General features: G+C 61.3%; 20 protein-coding genes and 2 pseudogenes. 6 read left to right on the forward strand and 16 right to left on the reverse strand.

The features are described 5' to 3' along the window. Window positions 1-112 precede the first annotated feature (112 nt). Together LPJ38_RS35440 and LPJ38_RS35445 are read left to right on the forward strand one after the other, a co-directional pair. Window positions 113-526, forward strand: coding sequence for a hypothetical protein (locus LPJ38_RS35440; protein WP_020608112.1), 414 nt, complete (start codon window positions 113-115; stop codon window positions 524-526). Between the two features lie 566 nt (window positions 527-1092). Continuing rightward, window positions 1093-1698, forward strand: a complete 606-nt coding sequence (locus LPJ38_RS35445; RefSeq protein WP_131234258.1) for a hypothetical protein — start codon at window positions 1093-1095, stop codon at window positions 1696-1698. A gap of 662 nt (window positions 1699-2360) precedes the next feature. On the opposite strand, the gene LPJ38_RS35450 is transcribed toward LPJ38_RS35445, so the two are convergent. The 11 genes and pseudogenes from LPJ38_RS35450 to LPJ38_RS35500 form a co-directional block, all read right to left on the reverse strand. After that, a complete protein-coding gene (locus LPJ38_RS35450) occupies window positions 2361-2897 on the reverse strand; it encodes a helix-turn-helix domain-containing protein (protein ID WP_018647449.1) in 537 nt (178 codons plus the stop codon). Window positions 2898-3648: 751 nt separating this feature from the next. Beyond that, window positions 3649-3935 (reverse strand): annotated as a pseudogene (locus LPJ38_RS35455) (DDE-type integrase/transposase/recombinase); the annotation flags it as partial. Window positions 3936-4038: 103 nt separating this feature from the next. Continuing rightward, window positions 4039-4941 carry a terpene synthase family protein gene (locus tag LPJ38_RS35460; protein ID WP_011084944.1) on the reverse strand — a complete coding sequence of 301 codons (903 nt, stop codon included), beginning with the start codon at window positions 4939-4941 and terminating at the stop codon, window positions 4039-4041. Continuing rightward, window positions 4938-6488, reverse strand: a complete 1551-nt coding sequence (locus LPJ38_RS35465) for a hypothetical protein (protein WP_026312707.1) — start codon at window positions 6486-6488, stop codon at window positions 4938-4940. The genes LPJ38_RS35460 and LPJ38_RS35465 overlap by 4 nt, the downstream gene beginning before the upstream one ends. A gap of 142 nt (window positions 6489-6630) precedes the next feature. Beyond that, entirely contained in the window at window positions 6631-7629 is a 999-nt protein-coding gene (locus LPJ38_RS35470; protein ID WP_026312706.1) for a polyprenyl synthetase family protein, read from the reverse strand. A gap of 154 nt (window positions 7630-7783) precedes the next feature. Continuing rightward, entirely contained in the window at window positions 7784-9127 is a 1344-nt protein-coding gene (locus LPJ38_RS35475; RefSeq protein ID WP_095425215.1) for a cytochrome P450, read from the reverse strand. Further along, the gene (locus LPJ38_RS35480) at window positions 9127-9972 is read right to left on the reverse strand and encodes an SDR family oxidoreductase (RefSeq protein WP_018647446.1); all 846 of its coding nucleotides are present in this window, start codon (window positions 9970-9972) and stop codon (window positions 9127-9129) included. Before LPJ38_RS35480 ends, LPJ38_RS35475 begins: the two co-directional genes overlap by 1 nt. A gap of 4 nt (window positions 9973-9976) precedes the next feature. Then, the gene (locus tag LPJ38_RS35485) at window positions 9977-10267 is read right to left on the reverse strand and encodes a ferredoxin (protein WP_018647445.1); all 291 of its coding nucleotides are present in this window, start codon (window positions 10265-10267) and stop codon (window positions 9977-9979) included. Between the two features lies 1 nt (window position 10268). Next, entirely contained in the window at window positions 10269-11558 is a 1290-nt protein-coding gene (locus LPJ38_RS35490) for a cytochrome P450 (protein ID WP_018647444.1), read from the reverse strand. A gap of 83 nt (window positions 11559-11641) precedes the next feature. Beyond that, window positions 11642-12847 carry a cytochrome P450 gene (locus LPJ38_RS35495; protein WP_018647443.1) on the reverse strand — a complete coding sequence of 402 codons (1206 nt, stop codon included), beginning with the start codon at window positions 12845-12847 and terminating at the stop codon, window positions 11642-11644. A gap of 16 nt (window positions 12848-12863) precedes the next feature. Further along, window positions 12864-13196: a cytochrome P450 gene (locus tag LPJ38_RS35500; RefSeq protein ID WP_269466507.1), complete on the reverse strand. Its 333-nt coding sequence runs from the start codon at window positions 13194-13196 to the stop codon at window positions 12864-12866. Window positions 13197-13653: 457 nt separating this feature from the next. On the opposite strand from LPJ38_RS35500, the pseudogene LPJ38_RS35505 reads away from it, so the two are divergent. Both LPJ38_RS35505 and LPJ38_RS35510 read left to right on the forward strand, forming a co-directional pair. Beyond that, window positions 13654-13823: pseudogene (locus LPJ38_RS35505) on the forward strand (IS5/IS1182 family transposase); the annotation flags it as partial. A gap of 92 nt (window positions 13824-13915) precedes the next feature. Continuing rightward, window positions 13916-14676 (forward strand): IS5 family transposase gene (locus LPJ38_RS35510; RefSeq protein WP_231088440.1). Its coding sequence is split into 2 segments (ribosomal slippage): window positions 13916-14255 and window positions 14255-14676, totalling 762 coding nucleotides; the frame shifts between segments, so codons are not numbered across the junction. A gap of 583 nt (window positions 14677-15259) precedes the next feature. Here the strand turns inward: LPJ38_RS35510 and LPJ38_RS35515 are convergent. Next, window positions 15260-16075 (reverse strand): YopT-type cysteine protease domain-containing protein, encoded by an 816-nt coding sequence (locus LPJ38_RS35515; RefSeq protein ID WP_145643237.1) that lies wholly within the window; start codon window positions 16073-16075, stop codon window positions 15260-15262. 111 nt (window positions 16076-16186) lie between these two features. Here LPJ38_RS35515 and LPJ38_RS35520 point away from each other — a divergent pair. Further along, a protein-coding gene (locus LPJ38_RS35520) for an IS3-like element ISRj2 family transposase (protein ID WP_109866546.1) occupies window positions 16187-17316 on the forward strand; the annotation gives its coding sequence in 2 pieces (ribosomal slippage) (window positions 16187-16439 and window positions 16439-17316; 1131 coding nt in all). Between the two features lie 264 nt (window positions 17317-17580). Here LPJ38_RS35520 and LPJ38_RS35525 read toward each other — a convergent pair. The 3 genes from LPJ38_RS35525 to LPJ38_RS35535 are packed head-to-tail and all read right to left on the reverse strand — an operon-like array spanning window position 17581 to window position 19409. Further along, the gene (locus LPJ38_RS35525; RefSeq protein WP_095424067.1) at window positions 17581-18705 is read right to left on the reverse strand and encodes a DUF3800 domain-containing protein; all 1125 of its coding nucleotides are present in this window, start codon (window positions 18703-18705) and stop codon (window positions 17581-17583) included. A gap of 12 nt (window positions 18706-18717) precedes the next feature. Then, the gene (locus tag LPJ38_RS35530; RefSeq protein ID WP_011084909.1) at window positions 18718-19038 is read right to left on the reverse strand and encodes a helix-turn-helix domain-containing protein; all 321 of its coding nucleotides are present in this window, start codon (window positions 19036-19038) and stop codon (window positions 18718-18720) included. Next, the gene (locus tag LPJ38_RS35535; RefSeq protein WP_035668596.1) at window positions 19035-19409 is read right to left on the reverse strand and encodes a type II toxin-antitoxin system RelE/ParE family toxin; all 375 of its coding nucleotides are present in this window, start codon (window positions 19407-19409) and stop codon (window positions 19035-19037) included. The genes LPJ38_RS35530 and LPJ38_RS35535 overlap by 4 nt, the downstream gene beginning before the upstream one ends. 235 nt (window positions 19410-19644) lie before the next feature. On the opposite strand from LPJ38_RS35535, the gene LPJ38_RS35540 reads away from it, so the two are divergent. After that, complete coding sequence (locus tag LPJ38_RS35540; RefSeq protein ID WP_223153697.1) at window positions 19645-20064, forward strand: hypothetical protein; 420 nt, start codon at window positions 19645-19647, stop codon at window positions 20062-20064. A gap of 447 nt (window positions 20065-20511) precedes the next feature. Here LPJ38_RS35540 and LPJ38_RS35545 read toward each other — a convergent pair whose 3' ends face one another. Next, window positions 20512-20778: a DUF3551 domain-containing protein gene (locus tag LPJ38_RS35545; protein ID WP_018648598.1), complete on the reverse strand. Its 267-nt coding sequence runs from the start codon at window positions 20776-20778 to the stop codon at window positions 20512-20514. Between the last annotated feature and the right edge of the window lie 526 nt (window positions 20779-21304).

Consider the following 21304-nt stretch of genomic DNA (forward strand, 5'->3'; position numbering starts at 1 on the left):
CCGTTATGGCGGTACAGCCCAAGCGCCAAGCGGCTTGGTTGCTGCGCGTATGAAATCGATCTACGACGGTCATTCCTCGAAAGGCCTCGATGTGAATTAGGCAACAGCAGCTATGATCAAGGAAGGGCGCAAAGCCTACCGCGACTACCATCTCGATAGGCACCGCTTTCTGCAATACGGTCAGGACGTCATTGTATTTCCTTGGTCAGGTGCACGCCTCGCTCAGACAATGGTGCTGGCTTTACGTCGAGAGGGCGCAAAGGCTTCGATCGAAAACTTTGCCGTCTTTGTCGAAAAAACATCTGCGGCCGACCTTAAGGACCTCCTGGTCGCAATCAAGGAACAAGGCCTACCTGAAACGGACGAGCTGGCGCGCGAGGCACGCCAACTTCAATCTGACCGCTTCGATCGATATCTAATTCCCTACCATCAGCGCCTGGCATTTAGCCGGCGCTTTCTTGTACGAGAGGGCTTTGCCGAGCTGATCGATGACCTGCTTGCTGCGGATGCCGTAACGGTGGGCTAGCCTCAGAGTTTGTGAACGAGTGCTGCACCGGAGCTTGACCCAACTATCCGATCCACCCCCGCGAAAACTGAGGCGCACGTCTGCTGGGCGGATGATCTTCGCCCGAGTCGGGGCGACGCAACGGCGATCAGTTGTTAATCCACGGCATCACGAGGCAGATTTGATTAGAATCATATTGGTAGCGGCTCCGCTTGTGATCACCGCGCCTGCGAATGCCGTTTACTTCACTTACTTCCGATGGGAGTCGTTACCTGCGCAGATCCGCGCTGCCTACATGGCCGGTTTCTACGACGCGCTGATTAGCGTTGCCTCTGACGAGCAAGATGCCAAGGCAGGCACGCATTATCAATTGCATTTCGAAGAGCAAAATGACAAACGTCCAGCTCGCAGACAATGTTCGCGCATTTGCTTCGACCCGTCCTAACCTTCAGACCGCAGGAGTTGGGGGAGCTCTAATCAATTATCTGATTGAGTTCTGTGGAAAGCCCCAATAGATATGAAGGTGGACCGATTGATCGCGGCGTCGATTAGAAAGATTGACCTGGATCGCCTTATCGAGGGCTATCTTGAGCACGACGATGAAGCATAAAGGCGTCTCTGAAGTCGCGCTCGGGGCACTAGTGGCTACTGCCTTCTGGTTGATAGTAGGCCTACTGGTGGGCGATCCTGCACGCTTCAAAGACTTCGCCGGCCCGGCCGCAACGGTCTTCGCTGCAATTACTGCTGGCTGGATTGCCTACCGGCTTGGTCAGAGCCAAATCGCGGTCGCCAAGGTTCAAGCGGATATCGCAGAACGAAATTGGAAAACATCGAACGAAAAGATAGTGCTTGATCTCTTTGATAAGCGGCTCGCCATTTTCGAGGAGATTAGAGGGATAGTCGGTGAGGCATGCCGTAGCGGCACCGCTCCTGACGAGCTATTCTTTCGGTACGGACGAGCGATCGATCGCGTGCCCTATTTCTTCGGCGAGGACGTTCAGAAATACCTGGAAAAGATCCGTCTGCATCTAATCAACCTAAACCTCGCCAACTCGATGATGCAAAATCTCATCGATCCGGAGCGTCCGACATGGGTCAAAAAGCGCGGAGACGAGTTCATGGCGATAACCAAGTTCTACGAAGAAGCTCCACGCCTTTTCGGACCGTACATGAAAGCCCATCAGACAGCTTAATCGCGCAGAACGCGGGCAGCCGACGGCCTCGGTGCGCTACCTGGGACGATCCTCCAGAAGATCGAGGTACATGCAGGGTCACATAGCCCTTGGCACCGTCTAGGAGCACCTTGACTTGGGTGGCAGTCGCTCCCGGTCCAAGGATGACCCCTTTCCGGCCACTGAGGCGAGGCCCTGCTGACAGGGCAACGACTATCCGGCGACCAGCAAATAGCTCGTCTTTGGCAACCAACAGAGATCTGCCGAATTCGGCAGGGTACGGTTTGTGTTCCGCGGCATCGCCCGTCATATCGCAAGTCCGTTGCTGCGGAAAGCGAGATCTAGTGCGCTACGGCTTGCGCTCGCGCTTTGGTTGCGATTGAATGATCGCCGCCAAGGGGGGCACCGGTGGCTACATTTTTGAAGGTTGTTTCGGGGGTCTATTTGTTTGTCGTGTGGCTCGTCTTTGTTGGCGCGCTTCGCACTCCAGCACCACCGACCATAGGTTCAGACCTACTATTCCACTTGGGAGTATTCCTGGCTGCGGTGTGCTTCTCGATCCCAGCTGTCATCCTGTTCGCATTCGGTCAGATGGTCGGTGAGCTTCGTTCGATCCGGCACTACTCCCGCCAGCAGGCAGAGCATCTGAAGGCGATGCGGGCGTACTACGAGCCGCATAGGGGTTAGTTAGTGCAATGCATCGCCCCCGCCGCATAGAATTCGTAGTCATCGCGCGCGGCTGCAGCTACTTCAGGGACAGATAAGGGATCATGTACGAATGACGGTTCGCCTTTTTCGTCACGCTCGTTCGCCTTTTTGGGGACTGCACCGGCAGAAAGCGCACCGACGTTCGCCTTCTGGTCATCCAAAGGCTCACCATTGTTCGCCTTCTGGTCAGAAGAAGGCGAACCCACATTCGCCTCTTCGAGAAGAAGGCGATAGGCATTGACGTAGGTCCCGCCTTCCTTGACCTCGAACTTGAGGTAGCCGAACTCGGCTAACCGTCCGAGGCTCAACTGCACGCCGCGGACGCCCTTCTTCCCAAGATCTTTAGCGATGGTGGCCTGCTTGCGGCGGGCTAGATCGGTCTCGTGATCGATCGCATCGGCGATATACCAAAGCACCCGGAAGTCTTGATCGGTAATGCGTAGATCGCCATTTGCGCGCGTTAACAGATGGAGCTTTCGCCGGGTCCGGTCCTTGTCGAGAATTGCACTCACGGCCGCACCATCTTCCGCGCCAGGGCAGCGGCGAAGGCAGCTTGCATGGCGGTTCCGGATTGCGGCTCGGGAGACTGGGTGCTAAATTCGAGGCTACTGGACTTTTGATTGCGATCTGGGGCTGCCTTAGCCGAGGCGGCCCTTCGCATTTTTGGCCCACCATCCGGCGGCTTTTGATTGCCAGTGCGCGAAAAAGCGCTTGCGGATCAATCTTGCCCGAACGGGCGGTTTGCCAATCTAAGCCATTGATACCGGCTGATGTGCTTGTTCTGCTGGGATCACCAATTATTTCAATAACTTAGTCCGCATTTGTTCGTCGACATCGTGTTGCGCCTGTTGCGCAAAATTACCCGATAATTCCAGCGATTGCCAACAACTCCCGGCTGCTCGGCGCGACATGGCCCGCGACAGAAAGGGCTGTGAACAGGTCGTAGCACGCTCCCCCATTTCTCGCCGATTGTGTGCACAATTGGCGCGCGCCGAATCGGGCCGACGGGGAGGTCGAGCGCTACCGTCTTGCCGAATGGCTTCAAAAAAAGAGAGTTGACAATAATCCGCAATTAAAGGGCCGATTTACAGAAGAGTTTTAAGCGCAACAAGCGCGACCCGTTGATGAGGCCTCGATCCGCGATCTCCATCAGGGCGAGCGGCCATGCTATCGGTCGCAATGATAGGCCGTATACATGAACGCACCCGACCGATATCCAAATTGCTGCTGAAATCCCTTGCATCCGCGCGGCCGTCTATACATGAATCTCTCGATGAAGCCGTTCTGCATCGGCTTTCCCGGCGCGATGAAGTGCCAGTCGATGACCGTGTCCTTGCTCCAGGCCAGCATGGCGTTGCAGGTGAACTCGGTGCCATGGTCGGACGCGATCATTCCTGGCTTGCCGCGTCGCTCAACGATTTCCTTCAGTTCGCGGGCCACCCGCCGCCCCGGATTGACGTCTCCGGAATGGCGCCCAGGTATTCCTTAGTGACGTCGTCGACGATGTTGAGAATGCGGAAGCGCCGGCCGTTGGCGAACTGGTCGTGGACGTGCAGTCTCAGGGCGGTGTCGCTCATGCTCGCTCCATCGGGCGGCGGCGTTGCGTCGGATCGGGCCGACGGCAGCGCGCGCACGCCGCCGCCTCCTGCGCGTTCAGGCCGGCGCGCGCTGGCCTCCCCTCACAGCGTCGCTGCGGTAGCGGCTGGTCGAGGTCCGGTAGTACTGCACGCGGATGGCCGCCATGGCCTCGATCAATGGTCCCCACGGCGCGGGAAAGCGTTCTTCCGCCATCACCCGGTGCAGCATGCGCGTATGGCCGGCCAGCTCGTCGTTGAGGAACTCCACCACAGGCATAGCTGGATAGCGCTGCAGCAGCAAGATCACCGCGTTGTCGGCCTCGCCGGCCGACCTGTCCTTGTCGCATCCATGCAGATCGTTCTGCAGACGCCCTATCGCGGAGATGAGCCGCAGGACCTGGCGAAACGCCGGACGCGCGCGCAAGGTCGCCATATCCAGCCCCCACAGCAAGGACAGGCAACAGAACACGTTCGCGTAGGCGATCGAATCGATGCCGTTGTGCAGGTACTCAGCGTAGGACCAGCGTTCCGCCGCTACCGCCTGCGCGTGTCCGGCGCGCAGCGCCGCGGAGTAGCACCGGGTATCGTCGAGAAGCTGAGCATAATCGCGACGATCGTAGGCGAGCGTGGCCAGCGAAGCGCGCAGCACAGCGCAACCCTCGAATCCGGGGAGCGCGCACGGCACGCCCTGCCCCAGCGCTTGCTCCACCGCGGCGAGCTGTTCCGGCGAGATCAGGCCAAGGTCGTTGCAATCGTCGAGCCAGAACAGCAGCGCCAGTTCGCGATAGAACGTCACTATCAGCGTTTCGTCCTGCGGATCGCGACCGGTGCGGGCGCTGGTGCCGCGCAGGCTCGGGTGGATGCGCTGCAGGATGTACTGGCCGCCCCTGACCGCTTCCACGGCATGCTCGTCGGCGAATCCGGTCAGGGAACGTCCCCACTCCAGCACCTGCTGCACCGCGCGTTCAGTCTGGATCATGGCGCCGCTCCTGCCCCCTCGGCCAGGACGCGCCGCCCCCAACGAAGCGCCAGCCACAACCCGGCGAGTTCGGCCACGCGCACGACCCGAGTGGGGCAATACAGTTCCTTGCCGATCCACAGCGGCGTCTGCGGCAATCCATGCGCCGCATGGCGGGCGAGCATCCACTCCAGCGCACGCGCCACCACCTGCGCGATGCGCCGGCGCCCTGTCGCCTCTTCGCTCCCATCCATCACGTGCAACGCAAACAGCGCATAGGCGGTTTCCTCGAACGTGGACCCGCGACCCGCGCCCCAGCCACCGTCGTCGCGCTGCGCCTGCAGCAGCGCCGCCAGCGCGCGCTCATCTCGCCACTGGGGCTTGCCTTGCGCCAGCGCAGCGACCGCATGCGCGGTGGGATACAGCCACGAAACGTGCCATTTTTCGTTGTCCCATAGACCGTGCGGGTTGCGATTGGCCTCGACGTACGCGCTGGCGCCCGCGGCGGGCTTTCCCAACAGTCGCAACGCATGCAGGGCATGAATGTTGGTCGACACCGAGGCATTGCGTTCGCCGGGGAAGGTGACGAACAGCTCGCCGATTTCGAAATGGCGCAACGCATCGACCGCCGGGTCACGGCCTGCAAGGTGCAGGACGCACAACGCAACGGCGGTGTCGTCCGCATCAGCCGCGAAGTGCAAGGCCGGGCCCAGACCGTGCACGCCCAGACGGGCGTCGAGCTGCGCGACGATCACGCGAACCGCCTCCGCGAGCGCGGGATGCGCGAAAAGCCCGGCCAGATGCAGGGTGTACAGCGACCAGCATGGCTCGAACACATTGATCGGCCAGACGTTGGGAAAGACACCTTCGATGCCGCTGCGCGTCGCCCGCGATGCCATCTGCAGATACGCATCGGCGCGCCCGACCTGCGGCGTGCTCCCCCGTGTCACGGCCTGGGCACGCCACGCGGCGGTGGCCGCCGGACTGATGCCGATGCTGCCGTCGTCATCCGGGCATGCGGTGGTCGGCGACGTCCCCCAGGCTTCCCAGGAGTGTAGCAACGGATGGCCGCTCGGCAACATCGCCACCGCCCCCAGCTTGACCAGGCACGCTTGCCGCAATGGCAACAGCGCAGGATGGCGCGGAAACGCTACGCCACCCAGCAAGGATGCGGCCTCACCGCAAAACTGCGGCAGGATCAGCTCCGCGCCGATCGGCGCGTCTTCTGGCACCGCATGTGCGTAGGGATCGGGCTGGCGCTGGAGGAACCTCGTTGCAGTCTGGACTGCGTCCGCAGCTCCGGGAAGAGGATCGGCACGCTGCAATGCCAGTAACGCCGCCCACGTGGGCGCATGGCGGAACAGCGGGAAGTCCGCGCTTCCCCATCCGCCGTCGGCCTGTTGCTGCGCGATGAGCCACGCGTATGCGTCCTGCCGACCGGTGACGTTGCCGTGGAAGCGCAGCGCCTGCGCCGTGTCGTAGACGGACGGACCGACGCTGCCGCCATCGCTCATTTCGCTCAGCAGGCGGCGCAATTCGGAAAGGATATGTTCGGACAGCGCGTTCACGCGGGATGTTCCGTTTGCAGAAACGTGCGCCGCGGCGGGCAACCGCTGCGATCGGCGCCGCGGACTCGGACACAGTGCAGGATGCACTCTGCCGCCGGCCGATCGCAGCGGCACAGGGGCGACTCGATGCGGACGGGCGCGCTCATGCGCGTGGCGCGTGTTTGAACAGATACGCGTTGGCCCACTGTATGAGTTGCGCCAACCGTTCCGCACGCGGCCCCAGCGGCGCGATGGCCTCGCCGGCATCGCGCAACAGATCCAGCGCGAACTGGCGTGCTTCCTGCAGTCCCATGATCGACGCGCAGGTCGGCTTCTGCGCCGCCGCGTCCTTGCCGGGGGTCTTGCCCAGCGCCGCGGTATCCGCTGTCACGTCGAGAATGTCGTCGATCACCTGTAACGCCAGGCCGAAACAGGCGCTGTAGTGATCCAGCGCACAGTAAAGTGCAGCGTGCGCGGCATTCACGCCGACAGCGCATAGCGCGCCCATGCGAACGGACGCGCGCACTAGCGCTCCGCTCTTCATCCGGTGCATCGCCACGATCCTGTCCAGCTCGACGTGCTTTCCAACCAGCGACAGATCTATGGCCTGCCCGCCTGCGGCCCCCTCGGCGGACACCGCCTGCGCCAGTTCGCGCACGAGCGCGATAGGGGTGTCGCCCGGCGCATTCAGGCTCGCCAGGGTCAGGAAGGCGTGCGCCTGCAGCGCATCGCCGACCAGGATCGCGGTGGCTTCGCCGAACTTGACGTGCACGGTCGGAAGGCCGCGGCGAAGCACGTCGTCGTCCATCGCGGGCAGATCGTCGTGGACCAACGTACAGGCGTGCATCATCTCGATGGCGGCACCGACGTCATCGAGCATGTGCGCCGGCGTGTCGGCCAGTGCGCCGGCAGCCAAACAGAGCAAGGCGCGGGTGCGCTTGCCGCCATGCAAGGTGGCGTAGCGCATCGCCGCCATCAGCTCGGTCTCACCGTCGTCTTCGGCGCAGAGAAGACGCGCCAGCGCCTCTTCGACCCGCTTTGCGCCGTCCTGCATCCAGATCTCGGGCAGCAGCCTGCCGGATGCGCCGCGCGCCTGCGCGCCCAATATGCCGTTCGCGGAAACGCCAGCTCGGTCGTCGTGTGGCGTGGAACCAGTCTGCATGTTGTTCATGTCCTTGTACCTGCCAGGAGACGGCCACGGCGAGCGGCGAGCCGCCGCGGTGTTGCCGGCCTCGCACCGAGCGCGCGCGCCGAGTGCAGCAATGCCGCGCGTCGCCGGCGCCGCTGCCTCACCACACGGGGCATGCGATGCCAGCTCATGAGAATCCGATGCGGATAGTCATGGACGGATGTGCGGTCGGGTAATAGCGCCGGCCTTTTTCGACGCCGCTCAGCAACCGCGGCCGCACCCCGGCCTCGTGCATGGTCAGCGCCAAGGCGATACAGAACTGCACCAGTTCCAGCCATACCAGGTGGTAGCCCATGCAGAAGTGTGGGCCGGTACCGAACTGCAGCATGTCCACCGGCCGGATCGGCTCGGTGCGTTGAAGCCACCGCGCCAGCCGAAACTGATCAGGCGCCTCGTGCAGCAGCGCCGAGGTCGAGAAATGCAGCAGCGGGATGCACAGATCGGTGCCCGTAGGAATGCGCTGTTGGCCGAGTCGCAATTCACGCAGTGCGCGACGCACTAGGAGCGGCGTCGCCGGATGCACGCGCAGCGTCTCGCGGAACAGCGCCTCGGCGACCGGACACTGCGCCAGGTCCGCGTGCCGAGTCGGCACCGCGCCTACGCGTTGCGCCTCCTCGACCAGGGCGTCCCACAGCCCAGGCTGCCGCGCTAGCTCGATCACCATCCAGGCCATCGTCGAGGCGGTGGTGTCGTGACCACCAAGCAGCAGCAAGCGAATATTGGCGACCAGGACGTCATCGGAAAGCGCATCGTCGCTGCGATCGAAGGCGCTCACCATGTCGTTGATCAACCCGGTGCGCGAGGCATGTTCGCGCGCGGCGCGGACGAACTCGCGCAACCGCGCATCGATCCAGTCGCGGGCGGCGCGGCCCCGCCGCAAGGGCAGTCCGGGCAGGTCGACCGGGGGCGCGACGATCAACTGCAGCAGTTGCCGGTACTTGCGATGCCATCCCGGCAGGTCCTGCGCGGGGATTCCCATGAGACTGAAGATGAGCTTGAGCATTAGATCGCCGGTTTCGCGCAGGATGGTGACGTCGCCCCGTTCCCGCCACCTCTGCACGCGCGCCCGGATGACGGGCGCGAACAGCTCGCCGATGCCGGCCAGGGTCAGCCCCTTGGGCAGAAGCGCCGCCTGGATCGCATCGCGCGCCTGCCGGTGCGCGATGCCGTCCTGGGCGACCAACGTTCCGCCAAACAATTCGGGCGCGATGTCTTCGATCAGCGCCGAGGACACGTCCTTGTGCCGGAGCAGTGAGAGAGCATCCGGATCCAGACTGGTCATCAGGTGTCCGGCAGGGCCGAAATCTAGCCAGAAGTGGCTGCCCAGCGTCCGTTCCGCACGCCGCAGCAGGCGCGGCAGGTCGCAGACGACGGCGGGAAGATGCCCGACCAAGGGAAAAGCGCCGGGCACGACCGGGATGTCGTGCCGCAGCCGATGCCGACGGTTCAGCGGGTTGAGCAGCATGTCCATCAGCAGCGCGGCGCCGCGTCCGCTTCTGCGGTCTCGCCGGCAGGCCGCGCGGCGCGGCTGTTGCCACCGTCGGCGTATGTCGGCACATGCGCCAGCATGCCGCCGTCGATGCACACGACCTGGCCAGTGATGAACGCAGCATCGTCGGAGAGCAGGAACGCCACCAGCGCGGCCACGTCCTCGGGGCGGCCGATGCGCGGCAGGAGCTGGTGACGGCGCAGATGGGTTTGCATGCACGCGTCCAGCTTGGCGAGGAGTCGCTCGGTCATGATGAGACCCGGCGCAACCGCATTGCAGCGGATCTGCGCATGACCGTACTGGGTGGCAAGTGAGGACGACAGCATGTTCATCGCCGCCTTCGACGCGGCGTAGGATGTCAGTGCGGTATCACCACTGAGCCCCTGGCACGACGACATGTTGACGATCGCGCCACCGCCGCGGGCGATCATCCGGGGGATGGCCTGCCGGCAGCAGAGCAACGTGCCACGCAGATTGGTCGCCATGGTCTGATCCCAGACCGCTAGCTCCAGCTCGAGGATCGCGCGGTCGCGCGGGGTCAGATGCATCGCGCTCGCGTTGTTCACCAGCAGGTCGACCCCGCCGAAGTGCCGCTCCGCCGTCTCGAACAGCGCTGCCACCGCCTGCGCATCGGCGATGTCGATCGCCAGGGCGAGCGCGTGGCCCGCTTCGGCCGCGATCTGCGCGGTGCAGGCGATAGCCGCCGAGCCATCAATGTCGGCCACCACCACTCTGCCGCCCTCGCGCGCGATGGCGAGGGCGCATGCCTTGCCGATGCCGGCGCCGGCGCCGGTCACCACGGCCACTTTGCCTTCAAACCGTCCCATCGTGTCATCCTAGATTGTGCTGGTCTTTCGCGGCATGCCGCTCGGCCTCCGCTGGAGAAGGCGCAGGGTCGGCGCTGGCGGGCTCGCCATCGCCAGCGTCGCTTTCGATGACCCGAATGGCGGCGACCGGGCACTGGCTGGCCGCGAGCCGCACGGCGGCGTGCAGCGCATGCGGGACCGTCGCCACGCACACTTCGGCCACGCCGTCCGGTTCGCGCTGGCGAAAGGTGCCCGGCAGCGTCAGCACGCACTGCCCGCTGGTTCCGCACAGATCCTGGTCGACCATGACGCGCATCTCAGCTCCCCTGCGCATGCAGCCGCACCGGCAGCGCGCGGAACGTCCGAAGGAACGCCGAGGGCTCCCGGGTCGGCTGCCCGGCAAATGCCAGCGTGGGGAAGCGGGCCTGGATCCGCGGCAGGCTCTCGGCCAACTGCACCCGGGCCAGTTGCGCACCGAGGCAGAAGTGAATGCCGTGGCCGAAGCTCAGCATGATCTTCCCGTCGGTCGACATGCCTGGACTGGTGCCGTAGAACCGCGCGGGATCGAAGCGATCGGGATCGGCGAAGGCGTCCGGGTCGCGATTGCCGGACGCGATCAGCACGCGCACGTCCGCGTTCTTCGGAATCACCACGCCGCCCAGTTCGATGTCGCGCTGGGCGATACGCGGGATGGAGCTGAACATAACGGGCGCGTCGCAGCGCAGGACTTCTTCGACGAATGCCTTCACCCCCACGGCGTCTCCCTGCAGCCAGTGCCGCTGTTCGGGATACGCCAGCATCGCCAGGACCGCATGGTCGATGCTCGCAGCAGTGGTGACGAAACCGCCCAGCAGCATGCCCCACAGCATGCTGATCAACTCCGCATCCGACAGTGTGTCGGCATCGTCGTCATGTGCGCCGACCAGCATCGACACGATGTCGCGGCGGGGATCGGTGCGCTTGCGCTGTATGAGGTCGCCGAAGTAGGCCCGCACCCTGGCGCTGGCCACGTCCGCCGCGGCGAGCTGGGGATCGCTGGCGTGTGGGCCCAGGCCTTCCAGAATGGCGCCGATGCCGGCAGCGAGCTCGAACATGTCGTCTTGGGGCATGCCGAACAGTTCGGCGAAAACCAGCATGGGCAAGGCCAGCGCGAATTCCCGATGCAGGTCCACCGGCTCCCCGCGCTCCAGCGCGGGCGTTATGCCGTCCAGGCGCGCTGCGACGATGCGCGCGATGCTCGGCCGCAGGTTGTCGATCTGGCCCATGGTGAAATCGCGCGAGATCAGCCGGCGCAGACGCGTATGCGTCGGTGGGTCCTTCATCGCTAGCGTGGACGCCAACAGATTGAGCGACGGGCTGGTCGCCGCACGCGAGAAATAGCGCGCCAGTTCGCCGGGCGCCGGACCCCGAAACGCATCGCCCGTGGCCTTGAGCGCCCAGTAGATGTCGGCGTGGCGGCTCAACAAAAAGAGGCCCGACGCCGCGCGATGCACCGGATCGTGCTCGCGCAACCATCGCATGAACGGATACGGGTCGTGGATGCACGCTGGCGACGCCAGTTCGGCGAAGGCGTCCCGGCATGCTGCCGTGGTTTCTTGCACGTCCATCCTGGTTACCTGTTGGCGGGCTGATCTGACCGGCGCGCGGCAGATTCCGGAGAAGATCGAGATCGCCCGTGGCGTCCGCGACATCACCAGAGCACCGGGAACTGCTCGAACCCGCCCGTGATGATCTCCTTGCGCAACTTCAGTTGTTCCGGCGCCACGGCCAGGCGCAGCGCGGGAAGGCGCTGGAAGATCGAACCGAACACCACCTTGAGCTCCAGCCTGGCCAGCGCCACGCCGATGCACGCGTGCGGCCCGTAGGAAAAAGCCAGGTGCGGCTTTTCCTGGCGTTCGATATCGAAGATTTCCGGGTCGTCGAAATGGTGCGGATCGAACGACGTTGCCGGCAGGCCGACCAGCACCTTGCTCTCCGCGGGAATATGCTCGCCCGCGATGGTCACGTCGGTCCTCGGATAGCGCATGATGCCATCCCAGCCCGCGCCCGGCGGGTACATGCGCAGGATTTCCTCTACCGCCTTGTCGACCAGGGACGGATCGCCGACCAGGCGTTCGCGCTGTTGCGGATGGCGGAACATGGCTAGCAGGCCGAATTCGATCTGTGCGACGGTGCTCTCGTGCCCCGCCACCAGCATGCCCGCCGCCAGGCCAACCGCCTCTTCCTCGCTCGCCTTGCCCTGGTCGACCGCAGCGAGCAGATCCGTCAGCAGGTTGTCGTCCGGATCCTGGCGCTTGTCGCGCATCTTGCCGCGAATGTAGGCGCGCAGTTCTTCCCAGGCCAGGCGGGACGCGCTGCGCGGGCCGCTTTCATGCTGGTGCGTCATCACCTCATCGGACAGCCCGGCGAAAAAGGCGTGATCCTCGTAGAGCACGCCCATCAGCGCGCTGATGACCATGGCCGGAAGCGGAAAGGAGAGGTGGCGCCGCAGGTCGGCGGGCTGGGGCTGGGCCGCCAGCGTCTCGAACAAGTGCGCGGCGATCGCTTCGACCTGCGGCACGAGCAGCTTCACCCTGCGGTTACTGAAGGCCGGCGCCACGATCGCGCGTAGCCGGGCATGCTCGCGCCCCTCGTGCGAGACCAGCCACCCCGGCGAACCGAGAATCACCGAATCCGGGGTGAATGCCGCCGGCGGCATTCCCGCGGGCCGGAACGCCGCGTCGGACAGCACCGCCTTGGCCTCGTCATAGCCTGTCACCCACCAGCCTTCGTGCCCGGAGGGGAAGCGCACGCGGTGGATCGGACCGCTGGCGCGTAGCGCCAACATCTCGGGCGAGGGCTCGATGTGATCGACGCGCCACATCGGCAGCGTCGGCAAGGGTTGTTGTTCGGACATGGTGGCACTTCACTCTCTAAGCGATGGAAGGGCGGAAGGTGACCGGCAGGCGCTGCGGGCAGCGAATGACGTAAGACGGCATGTAGACGACGTCCTCCGCGGCGATGGTCAGCGCCAGATGCTCCAGCCGCACGAACAGCGCGGGGAAGGCGCAGCCCAATTCTAGACGCGCCAGCGCTGCGCCCAGGCAGAAATGCGGCCCCTGGCCGAACGACAGGTGCGGGTTGCGCCGCCGGGTGACATCGAACCTGTCGGCATCGCCATAGATCGACTGACCGTACGGATTGGTGAAGGAGGTTCGACCGTGCCCCCGATGTGTCCGCCAATATAGCCTCCGGACCAGTCCCACACCGTGAACAGAGCAAATCGCGTGCCGAAGTGAATTCGCAGGCTCAGCAGGCACTACATAGCTGCGCGTAGTGTCAGGTTTCTGGCATTCAGTCTCAATGCCGACAACGGGCGCAGCAAGTGCCCGACAAAGGCCTGCTCTCGCGCTGAATGTGCGGGGCAGCCCTTGCGCGAAATTTCAAGCATCTGGATTGGCTGCAGCAGGTGTGGTTCGCCGGAAACCACTCCGATGCCGCCGGGGTCATCGAACGCGATCGCGTCAGCCTGTCCGGAGGGCAAGACCTCGCCGCCTTCGTGGCTCTGGTTACCTAGATGCGGAAGCTCGGGGACGGGGCGCGGTCGCAGCGTCACGATGCCGGGAGTGGACTGAGCGCGAGCTAGATAAGGCGATTCAAGCTATCCTTGAGGGGGTGCCGGCAGCGAAGTTGAAGGACAAGATCGGCACTCTGGAAGCACGCAAGCATGAGCGTCTGCTCAAGGCCGTGCAGCAGCGCCTTGATGCAAACACAGAGGCGATGCGCCAGCATCGCGAGACAGTCGAGCATCCGTTCGGCACGATAAGGCTCGCATGGGAGCGACGCAATTCTTGAACCAAACGCTTCCAAAAGTAGCTACGGAGATGCCTCTCGGTTCTGGCCTTTAGCGTAGGGCGCATTAGGGTCTGTACCTAAATAGCGCCACGTGATTCTCTTGCCTACGTGTTGATTCGGGGGCGAGAGAATGCGCGCTGGTTTGTTTTGGCTGAACGACAGGCAATGGGCGCGTATCGAACCGCATCTGCCGAGGGGACTGACGGGGCCGGATCGGGACGACGACCGACGCATCGTCAGCGGCATCATTCACATGCTGCAATCGGGTGCACGATGGCGTGATTGTCCACGTGAATACGGCCCTTACACGACGATCTACAATCGCTTCAATCGCTGGGCCAAGCGAGGACGATGGTGCGCAATCTTCGAAGCGCTGGCCAAGCCTGGCGAAGACGGCGTCGTACTGTCGCTCGACTCGACCTCGATTAAAGCTCACCGGTGTGCCTCCGGCGGAAAAGGGGGGAGCACAATCAAGCAATCGGCCGCTCGCGCGGAGGCCGCACGACAAAAATCCATGCGCTGAGCGATCCGCTCTGCCGGCCGGTCGTCCTGCATCTGACTCCAGGCCAGGATGCCGATGTCGCTGCGGCTCCCGATGTCCTGGCGCTCGCGCCACCCATGAGCGTGCTCCTCGCCGACAAAGGGTATGATGGCGACAAGCTTCGCGGCGAAATCATTCGTCGTGGCGCCAAGCCCGTAATCCCCAATAAATCTAACCGTGTCGTCATCCATCGCTTCAACAAACGCGCCTACAAAGGACGAAATGTCATCGAACGCTGCTTTTGCAGGCTCAAGGACTTCCGGCGCATCGCCACGCGATATGACAAGCTCGCCCGTAATTTTTTGGCCGCTGTTCATCTCGCCGCTCTCGTCGCATATTGGCTCAATTGAGTCTGGACCCTAGATTAGCGACCAGCGCCGGGGTGCATTCTGTGGCGCCGCCCGCAGCGGCGCAATCGCTGGAGTCGCGCCCCTCAGGTCCTGCAGGGAGCACCCTGGCAATTTGGAAAACTCCGACGCTTTCACCGTTCGAAGATAAGGTGCCTTGTCAATCAAGACTTTGGCTTTTCAGGATGAAGCTGCTTGTAAGAGTCACAGCTGGACCAATATCGATGCGCCGGCTTTGCGTGCTTCAAAGTTGATGTCGTGGAAAGTCATATTCTGCGCACAGTCGGTCTGGATCAAGCGCGTGGTTCGATAGCGGACGGCATGGATTGTCGCCGCAGCAATTGTTTCTTGGCGACGTCAGTTGAGCAAACCGCAGGCGGCCATTGCGAAACAGAATTGCAATTTGTGCCGACCGTCATGGATAGCGGGGTGCCGCCCCCCCGCTTTCGATGCCGGCACAATCGCAAGCCGGCACGCAGCCGCCTATCCGCTGCAGATTTGCCCCCGCCGCGACCGAACGCAAGCGCCGGCCGACGCATCCGCGCCTTCACAGAAGGCGTCAATCACCGCGGCCTGAAGGCCCAACTCACTGCATCCTTTGCGTCGTGATTGTCGACAAATGCTGCCCGTTGGGATTCCTGTAACGATTGGCGAGGCTTTGTAACAATGAAGCCATCTGGTCAGGATCTGATCGAACAGTAAATTCTCCATAGTTAGGGTCGAAAAGCGTGGTCGTTCCATTCGAGGCCGACGTCGCCACTGTGTGGGCGCCGCCTTCAGCGAAATACAAGCTGAGTAAATGGTTCGATCCGTCTTCATTGATTTCGTTCACCATGGACTTGACGTTCGAAGACTTGCCGAATGCGAATCTCTTCTCTTCTCCAGCCGGTTCCAAGCCTGCTTCCTCCAAAATGGTATTTTGTGCCTGAAGGTCGGCCTGAGAAGATCCTGCTCCCCTGCTTCGTAACTGATCCTTAAGACTTTGATATTGCTGCTGCCGTTCAGCCGCTGAGGCGTGCGTTTGCGATCCGGGTGTAAGCGCACTCATTCGGGTTGATGGGCTGTTGCTAAGATTGCGGAACCACTCCGCAGTCAGCCCGACGCAGATGCCGTCCACATTCGCATCACGCAGGTCGGCCGTTCTGTATTCGAACAAGGAGGTGGCCGGACTCTCTGGAGAGGATGTACTGGGTTCGGAGGCGCTAGAGGTTTGAACGTTTGCATCCAAGGTATGTGGCTTGCTGCAGCAGGCCCCCATCTTGTCAGGCAACTCCCCCGATCGTGAGCTCCACTGGGGCGCGAGATCTGCAAGTGTTTCTGTAAAGCTGCCGCTATCCACCGACTGGCTCGGTTCGTCAGTTTGGCTAGTGCGTGTAGATGAGCCACCGATTCGATCATACATGACGATTCACCTCTCTGTGCTACAGAGCTGGCCCCGCAAATTCGGACAGTAGCTTGAGTGGATTTTCTGCCTGACAGCGGCGAGGATTCTTGCTGCGAATCAGGAGCGAAGATGACGAAGAAGAGCCGCCGGACGCATTCTCCGGCATTCAAGGCGAAGGTTGCTTTGGCTGCGGTCAAAGGAGACAAGACACTGGCGGAGCTGGCGCAACTGTTTGATGTTCATCCGAACCAGATCACGATCTGGAAAAACCAGCTCCTGGAAGGCGCCGCCGGCGTGTTTGGGCATGACAAGACATCGGCCGAGACGCCGGTCGATTTGAAGGCGTTACATGCCAAGATCGGCGAGCTGGCGTTGGAAAACGATTTTTTGTCCGGCGCGCTCACCAAGGCGGGCCTGCTGAGCGCAAAGCGATGATCGACCGCGGTCATGATCTTTCTATCGTGCGCCAGGCGAAGGTCCTGAAGCTGGCTCGCAGCACGGTCTACTATGAACCTCGGCCAGTTTCGGCCGAGGACCTTGCCTTGATGCGTCGGCTCGATGAGCTGCATCTCGATTATCCCTTCGCGGGAGCGCGTATGCTGCGATCGTTGCTGCGGCGGGAGGGGGTATACGCCGGTCGCCGCCACATCGCGACGCTGATGAAGCGCATGGGGATCGAGGCGGTCTATCGTCGCCCGAACACGAGCAAGCCGGCTCCGGGTCACAAGATCTACCCGTACCTGTTGCGCGGATTGAAGATCGAGCGGCCCGACCATGCGTGGGCAATGGACATCACCTACATTCCGATGCGGCGTGGCTTCGTCTATCTCGCGGCGGTCGTCGATGTGTTCAGCCGACGGGTCCTGGCCCATCGCGTCTCGATCACAATGGAGGCGGCCTTCTGCGTCCAAGCGGTCCAGGAGGCGTTGGCGAAGCACGGCAGGCCCGAGATTTTCAACACCGATCAGGGCAGCCAGTTCACCAGCCTCGAGTTCACCGATGTGCTGCTGGACGCGAAGATCGCCATCAGCATGGACGGCAAGGGCGCCTGGCGCGACAACGTGTTTGTCGAGCGGCTCTGGCGCACGGTCAAATACGAAGAAGTTTATCTCCGCGTCTACGACAGCGTGTCCGAGGCGCGAGCGTCAATTGCCAAGTATCTGGCCTTCTACAATCAGGGACGCCCTCACTCGAGCCTTGACGGGCGCACGCCCGACGAGGCTTACTTCGGCACGCAAGCTATGGTGATGGCCGCATGACCGTCGCCGACGATTTTGTCGTCGCTCTGGTCGGGCTACGCCCTCCCGACGCAACGACAAAATCGTAAAGCCCCGCGTTCAGCATAACCCGGCAGGAATCCACTTAAATCCAGCGGGGCGCTGTCCAAACAACCGGGGCCAGCTCTGACGCTATAGATCTTGCAATTGCTTCAAAGGCAAGATCACCATCTAAATACTCCCGACGTTCAGCTGAGAAGTTCGAAGTATCCCACCCTCGAGAATGCCGATTATTGATCGCCTCGTTCATGCAACGTGAGCCCCATCTGGAAAGCGAAGAAACAGATCAAGCTTATCTATGTCGTGCACACTGACGACATGATGAAGGAACGTGACATTGGCTGCATGCGAAGCTGAGATGAGGTCCGACAAGAGTTTTGCGTTCTCCAGGCTCGTCCCGGCCAGAGCCTCTCGATCCGCAGCGACGTCCTCATGACCCGTGTTCGTAAAGTAGGTGTGCATCTTTCCTAAGACGCCCACAATAACGTCTGAGATCTGAAGCCCTAGCTCGGCTTTGGAATCCGCAAATCGGAAGTTCGCAACCGGTTTCCCCTGGCTGGTCAGAGGTGTTTCCAGCAGGCGGTCGTGGATGACCTTCTCCATGTCGAAGATGTGGGTCGAATTCTTGAAGATCGCGATACGTCCCTGGTAAAAGGTACTGAACTCATCGATGAGCAGGTTCGGGTAATAACCTTCAATGAACTCCAGACTCTCCAGCGCCCGTCCGGCCTGCAGTACACCTTTCAACATCATTGCATTGAAATGCCGGAGGACATCACTGTTACGTTCGAGAATCTCAATGAGCCTGTCGAGGAAGGGTCTCCGCCCCTCGGGTGATAACCCCGGATAGCCGAAATCGTGAAATAGCTGGATGGTTGCGGCCAGTTCGCAGCGCAGCACTGCGACGAGGTCGCTTTTCAGCAAGACGTGGTATTGCAAGAGCATCGGATTGCCAAGTTCAGGCACGATCGAATCGATGATATCTGCAACTGACCAGTAGAATGGATCCAGCTCGTGATAGTGGATCATCAACCCGTTATCGATAAGCCATCGAAGGAACGTGGTCAGCTTTCGGGAGCGAAGAACGTCAAGAAAGTTACCCTTGGCGACATGCTCCAGTTTGATTTCCGGAGCCGTCTTCTGGATACGCATCGCTTCTCGAAGCGATTGAATCTCAATCGGTCGCGGTGCTCCTTCATGCACAATGCCGCCGAGGACGAATACCTTCAGCTCAGCAACGTTCAAACGTCCATCGTCAATATACAACTTGCGGATATTGTTGGTCTCATCGTGATAAAACGTATAGACGCCGTCGGCCTTGGTCAAACCATGTAGCTGGATTTCAGCATCCCGAAGTTCGTCAATATCCATCCATTCCCACTCTTAGGCCGCAGCTCGCGAGGATGCGCGACGAACGGGCTTATGACGGATAACGACGTCCACACGATAATTAAGCCGATCTAGGCATCGAACAATCCTGTCGATCGAGAACTTCCCTACGCGGCCGGTCACTAGGGCAGATACATCAGGCTGTTTAAGGCCTAGCAGTTCGGCAGCCTTTGTCTGAGTCAACTTGCGACGTTTGATGATCGCACGAAGCTCACGAATAAGTTTGGCTTTGAGGAGTTCTTCCTCAGGATTGGCAAAGCCAAGGTCAGCGAAAATATTATCGCTGCCTGCGGTTGCTTTAATTGCCTTACTCATTTCTTGCCTCCTTTTCCGTAGTTCTCTTGGTAATGAGCCTCGGCTGCCTTCAACCGGGCCTGAATTACCAAGATGTCGTGCTCCGGAGTCTCAATCCCCTTCTTCGACTTCTTTTGGAAGGCATGAAGGACATAGATAACGCCAGCGAAGCGTACGGTGTAGACGGCACGGAACGTATCGCCATCTTCATCGTCGATGACCTCCAGTACACTCCGGCCACCAAAGCCCTTTAAGGCCTTGGCACGAGGATGCTCGTCGCCGTTTTGTGCATCATTGATCGCAAACCCCATGACGCGGCGAACCTCGTCCGGGAAAGCTCGTAGATCGTCCTTTGACGATCCGATCCAAACTACGGGCTTCTGTGTGGTCATTCGCCCTTCTCTTATAGCACTACTGCTATAATTTTGCAAGGGTTTCCTGACGGGCCTATAAATGGCGAATTTCCGCCACTGCCCGTCGACGACCTCTCCGATCCTGTCCATCAACGTCGCTAGGCGTACTTTTGATGGCCTCGATCTTGGGTTGAAGCTATGGTGATCGCCACTGGGGAGGGGGCAATATCCTCATAAATCGAACCGGAACGAATGGTCTAGCTGTGGCGACTGATTGATCGGGGCGCTTTGGGCGCGTCAAAGTGATCAGCGAGGACCGGTCCTCTTTGCTGAAGCCAGCCAGCCAGCAAGCAATATTTTGAGGCTGGAGCTCCTGAGATCAGATGCCACCCAAGCTGCCTGCATTGGCAACACGCTCCCGGAAGGCGCCGCGCGTCAGTCAGGATCTACTCAGGCGCTTTACATGGTAGATCAGATCAATCGACGTATGTCTTGCGATCTTCGGTCCTACCACGCGAATGCGCTTGGCATTACTGGTCCGCAAATGATGATCTTGATGGCTCTGACGGAGCTGGAAGAAGATGGTGTTCCCGTCAATGCTGTCGCGAAGCTGATGAGAGTCGAGTCGGGTTTCATCACCAAGCAATCGAGGGAGCTTGAGGTAAGCAGTTCGTGCGCCGGAAATCCGACATGAATGATGCCAGGTACGTCCTTTTGTCGCTCACGGGCATCGCTCGCAAGATCCTTACGAGCAGCAGAAAGAGGTTGAGCAGTTCGTCTTTGATTATGTCAGCATTCAGGAGTTCGCCAAACTGGCCGCCTGTTTGAATGGACTCAGGTCTCGGTTGGAGAAGGCTCGGCTGCACGCCGCGCTGAACTCTGAGACAGATTGAGACAGTACTGGGAAGAGCGCGGGCCTTCTGCTATCTTCCGAGAGATCTGAGCCAGAAGATCCGTTTCGAATAGTGTCGCCCCGCCCCAGGAGCGGATATCGCCGTCCAGATGCAAGGATGGCACCGGGCGCAGTCGAACGAACGGACCAATCAGCCGATTCAGCGGCTGGGGTCGAGCGAACCGCGACACGAGTCTGAACGGTCCGTCCGTCATCCAACGCTGCTTGGCTGACCTGACGACGTTCGCCTCAGCGCAATTGCCTTCCCTGTCGCTCGAAGGCGTACATCGGATTGATACCGCAATAAGCGTAGGTGCCGGATGCGGTAGCCATGCACTGACTGTAGGTCGAGAACTGGCAGTTGCCCGGATATCCCCAGGCTCGGCCCTGCAGGCAATAAACGTCTTGGCGAGCCGGTGGGGTGTACGAATGAACCCGTGAAGCAGCGGTCAAATCTGATCCAAAGCTGACGAGGATAGGAAGTGCTAGGATTCCGGTAGCGAGAAGGTAAGGCATGAGATCTCTTGCCTCCTTAATTCGCTGAAGGATAGAGCATCCGTATTAGAGGTTTGATCTTAGTCAATTGCCGGTGTCGGGTCCAGTTGGACCATCGTCAGCGAGACAATCACCCGTGGCAGAGCCTCGACGGGGGCTCTTGAGCAGACGTTGGATATCAGGGTGGGCTTAAGAGGGCCGGAGCCGATTATCCGCACCCGTCCTTGGTCTTGGACACACTCGCTCGCGATCCGAAGCCGCCTTTCAAAGATACTCCGCAGTGAAACGCATCTTTTAAGCGCGACTTGTCGCCTTCGCGCAGCAGAACACTCGTATGGCACTCAATCCATGATCGCTTCGTTCGCTCCGACGCGCGTTGCGGGGCCCCCCTCGACCGGATGACAACACATTGCGTCACCTCAACTGCTGCGCGCGCACTGCGTCACAATGACACGACTTCTCCTCTTCATGGCCGCTTGTTACAATGACATCCATAGATTGCGCCGGATCAATTCGCGAGGCTCCCCTTCGTATATTCTGGTTCAGG

The organism is Bradyrhizobium daqingense (assembly GCF_021044685.1).
In the GTDB taxonomy this organism is placed as follows: Bacteria; Pseudomonadota; Alphaproteobacteria; order Rhizobiales; family Xanthobacteraceae; genus Bradyrhizobium; species Bradyrhizobium daqingense.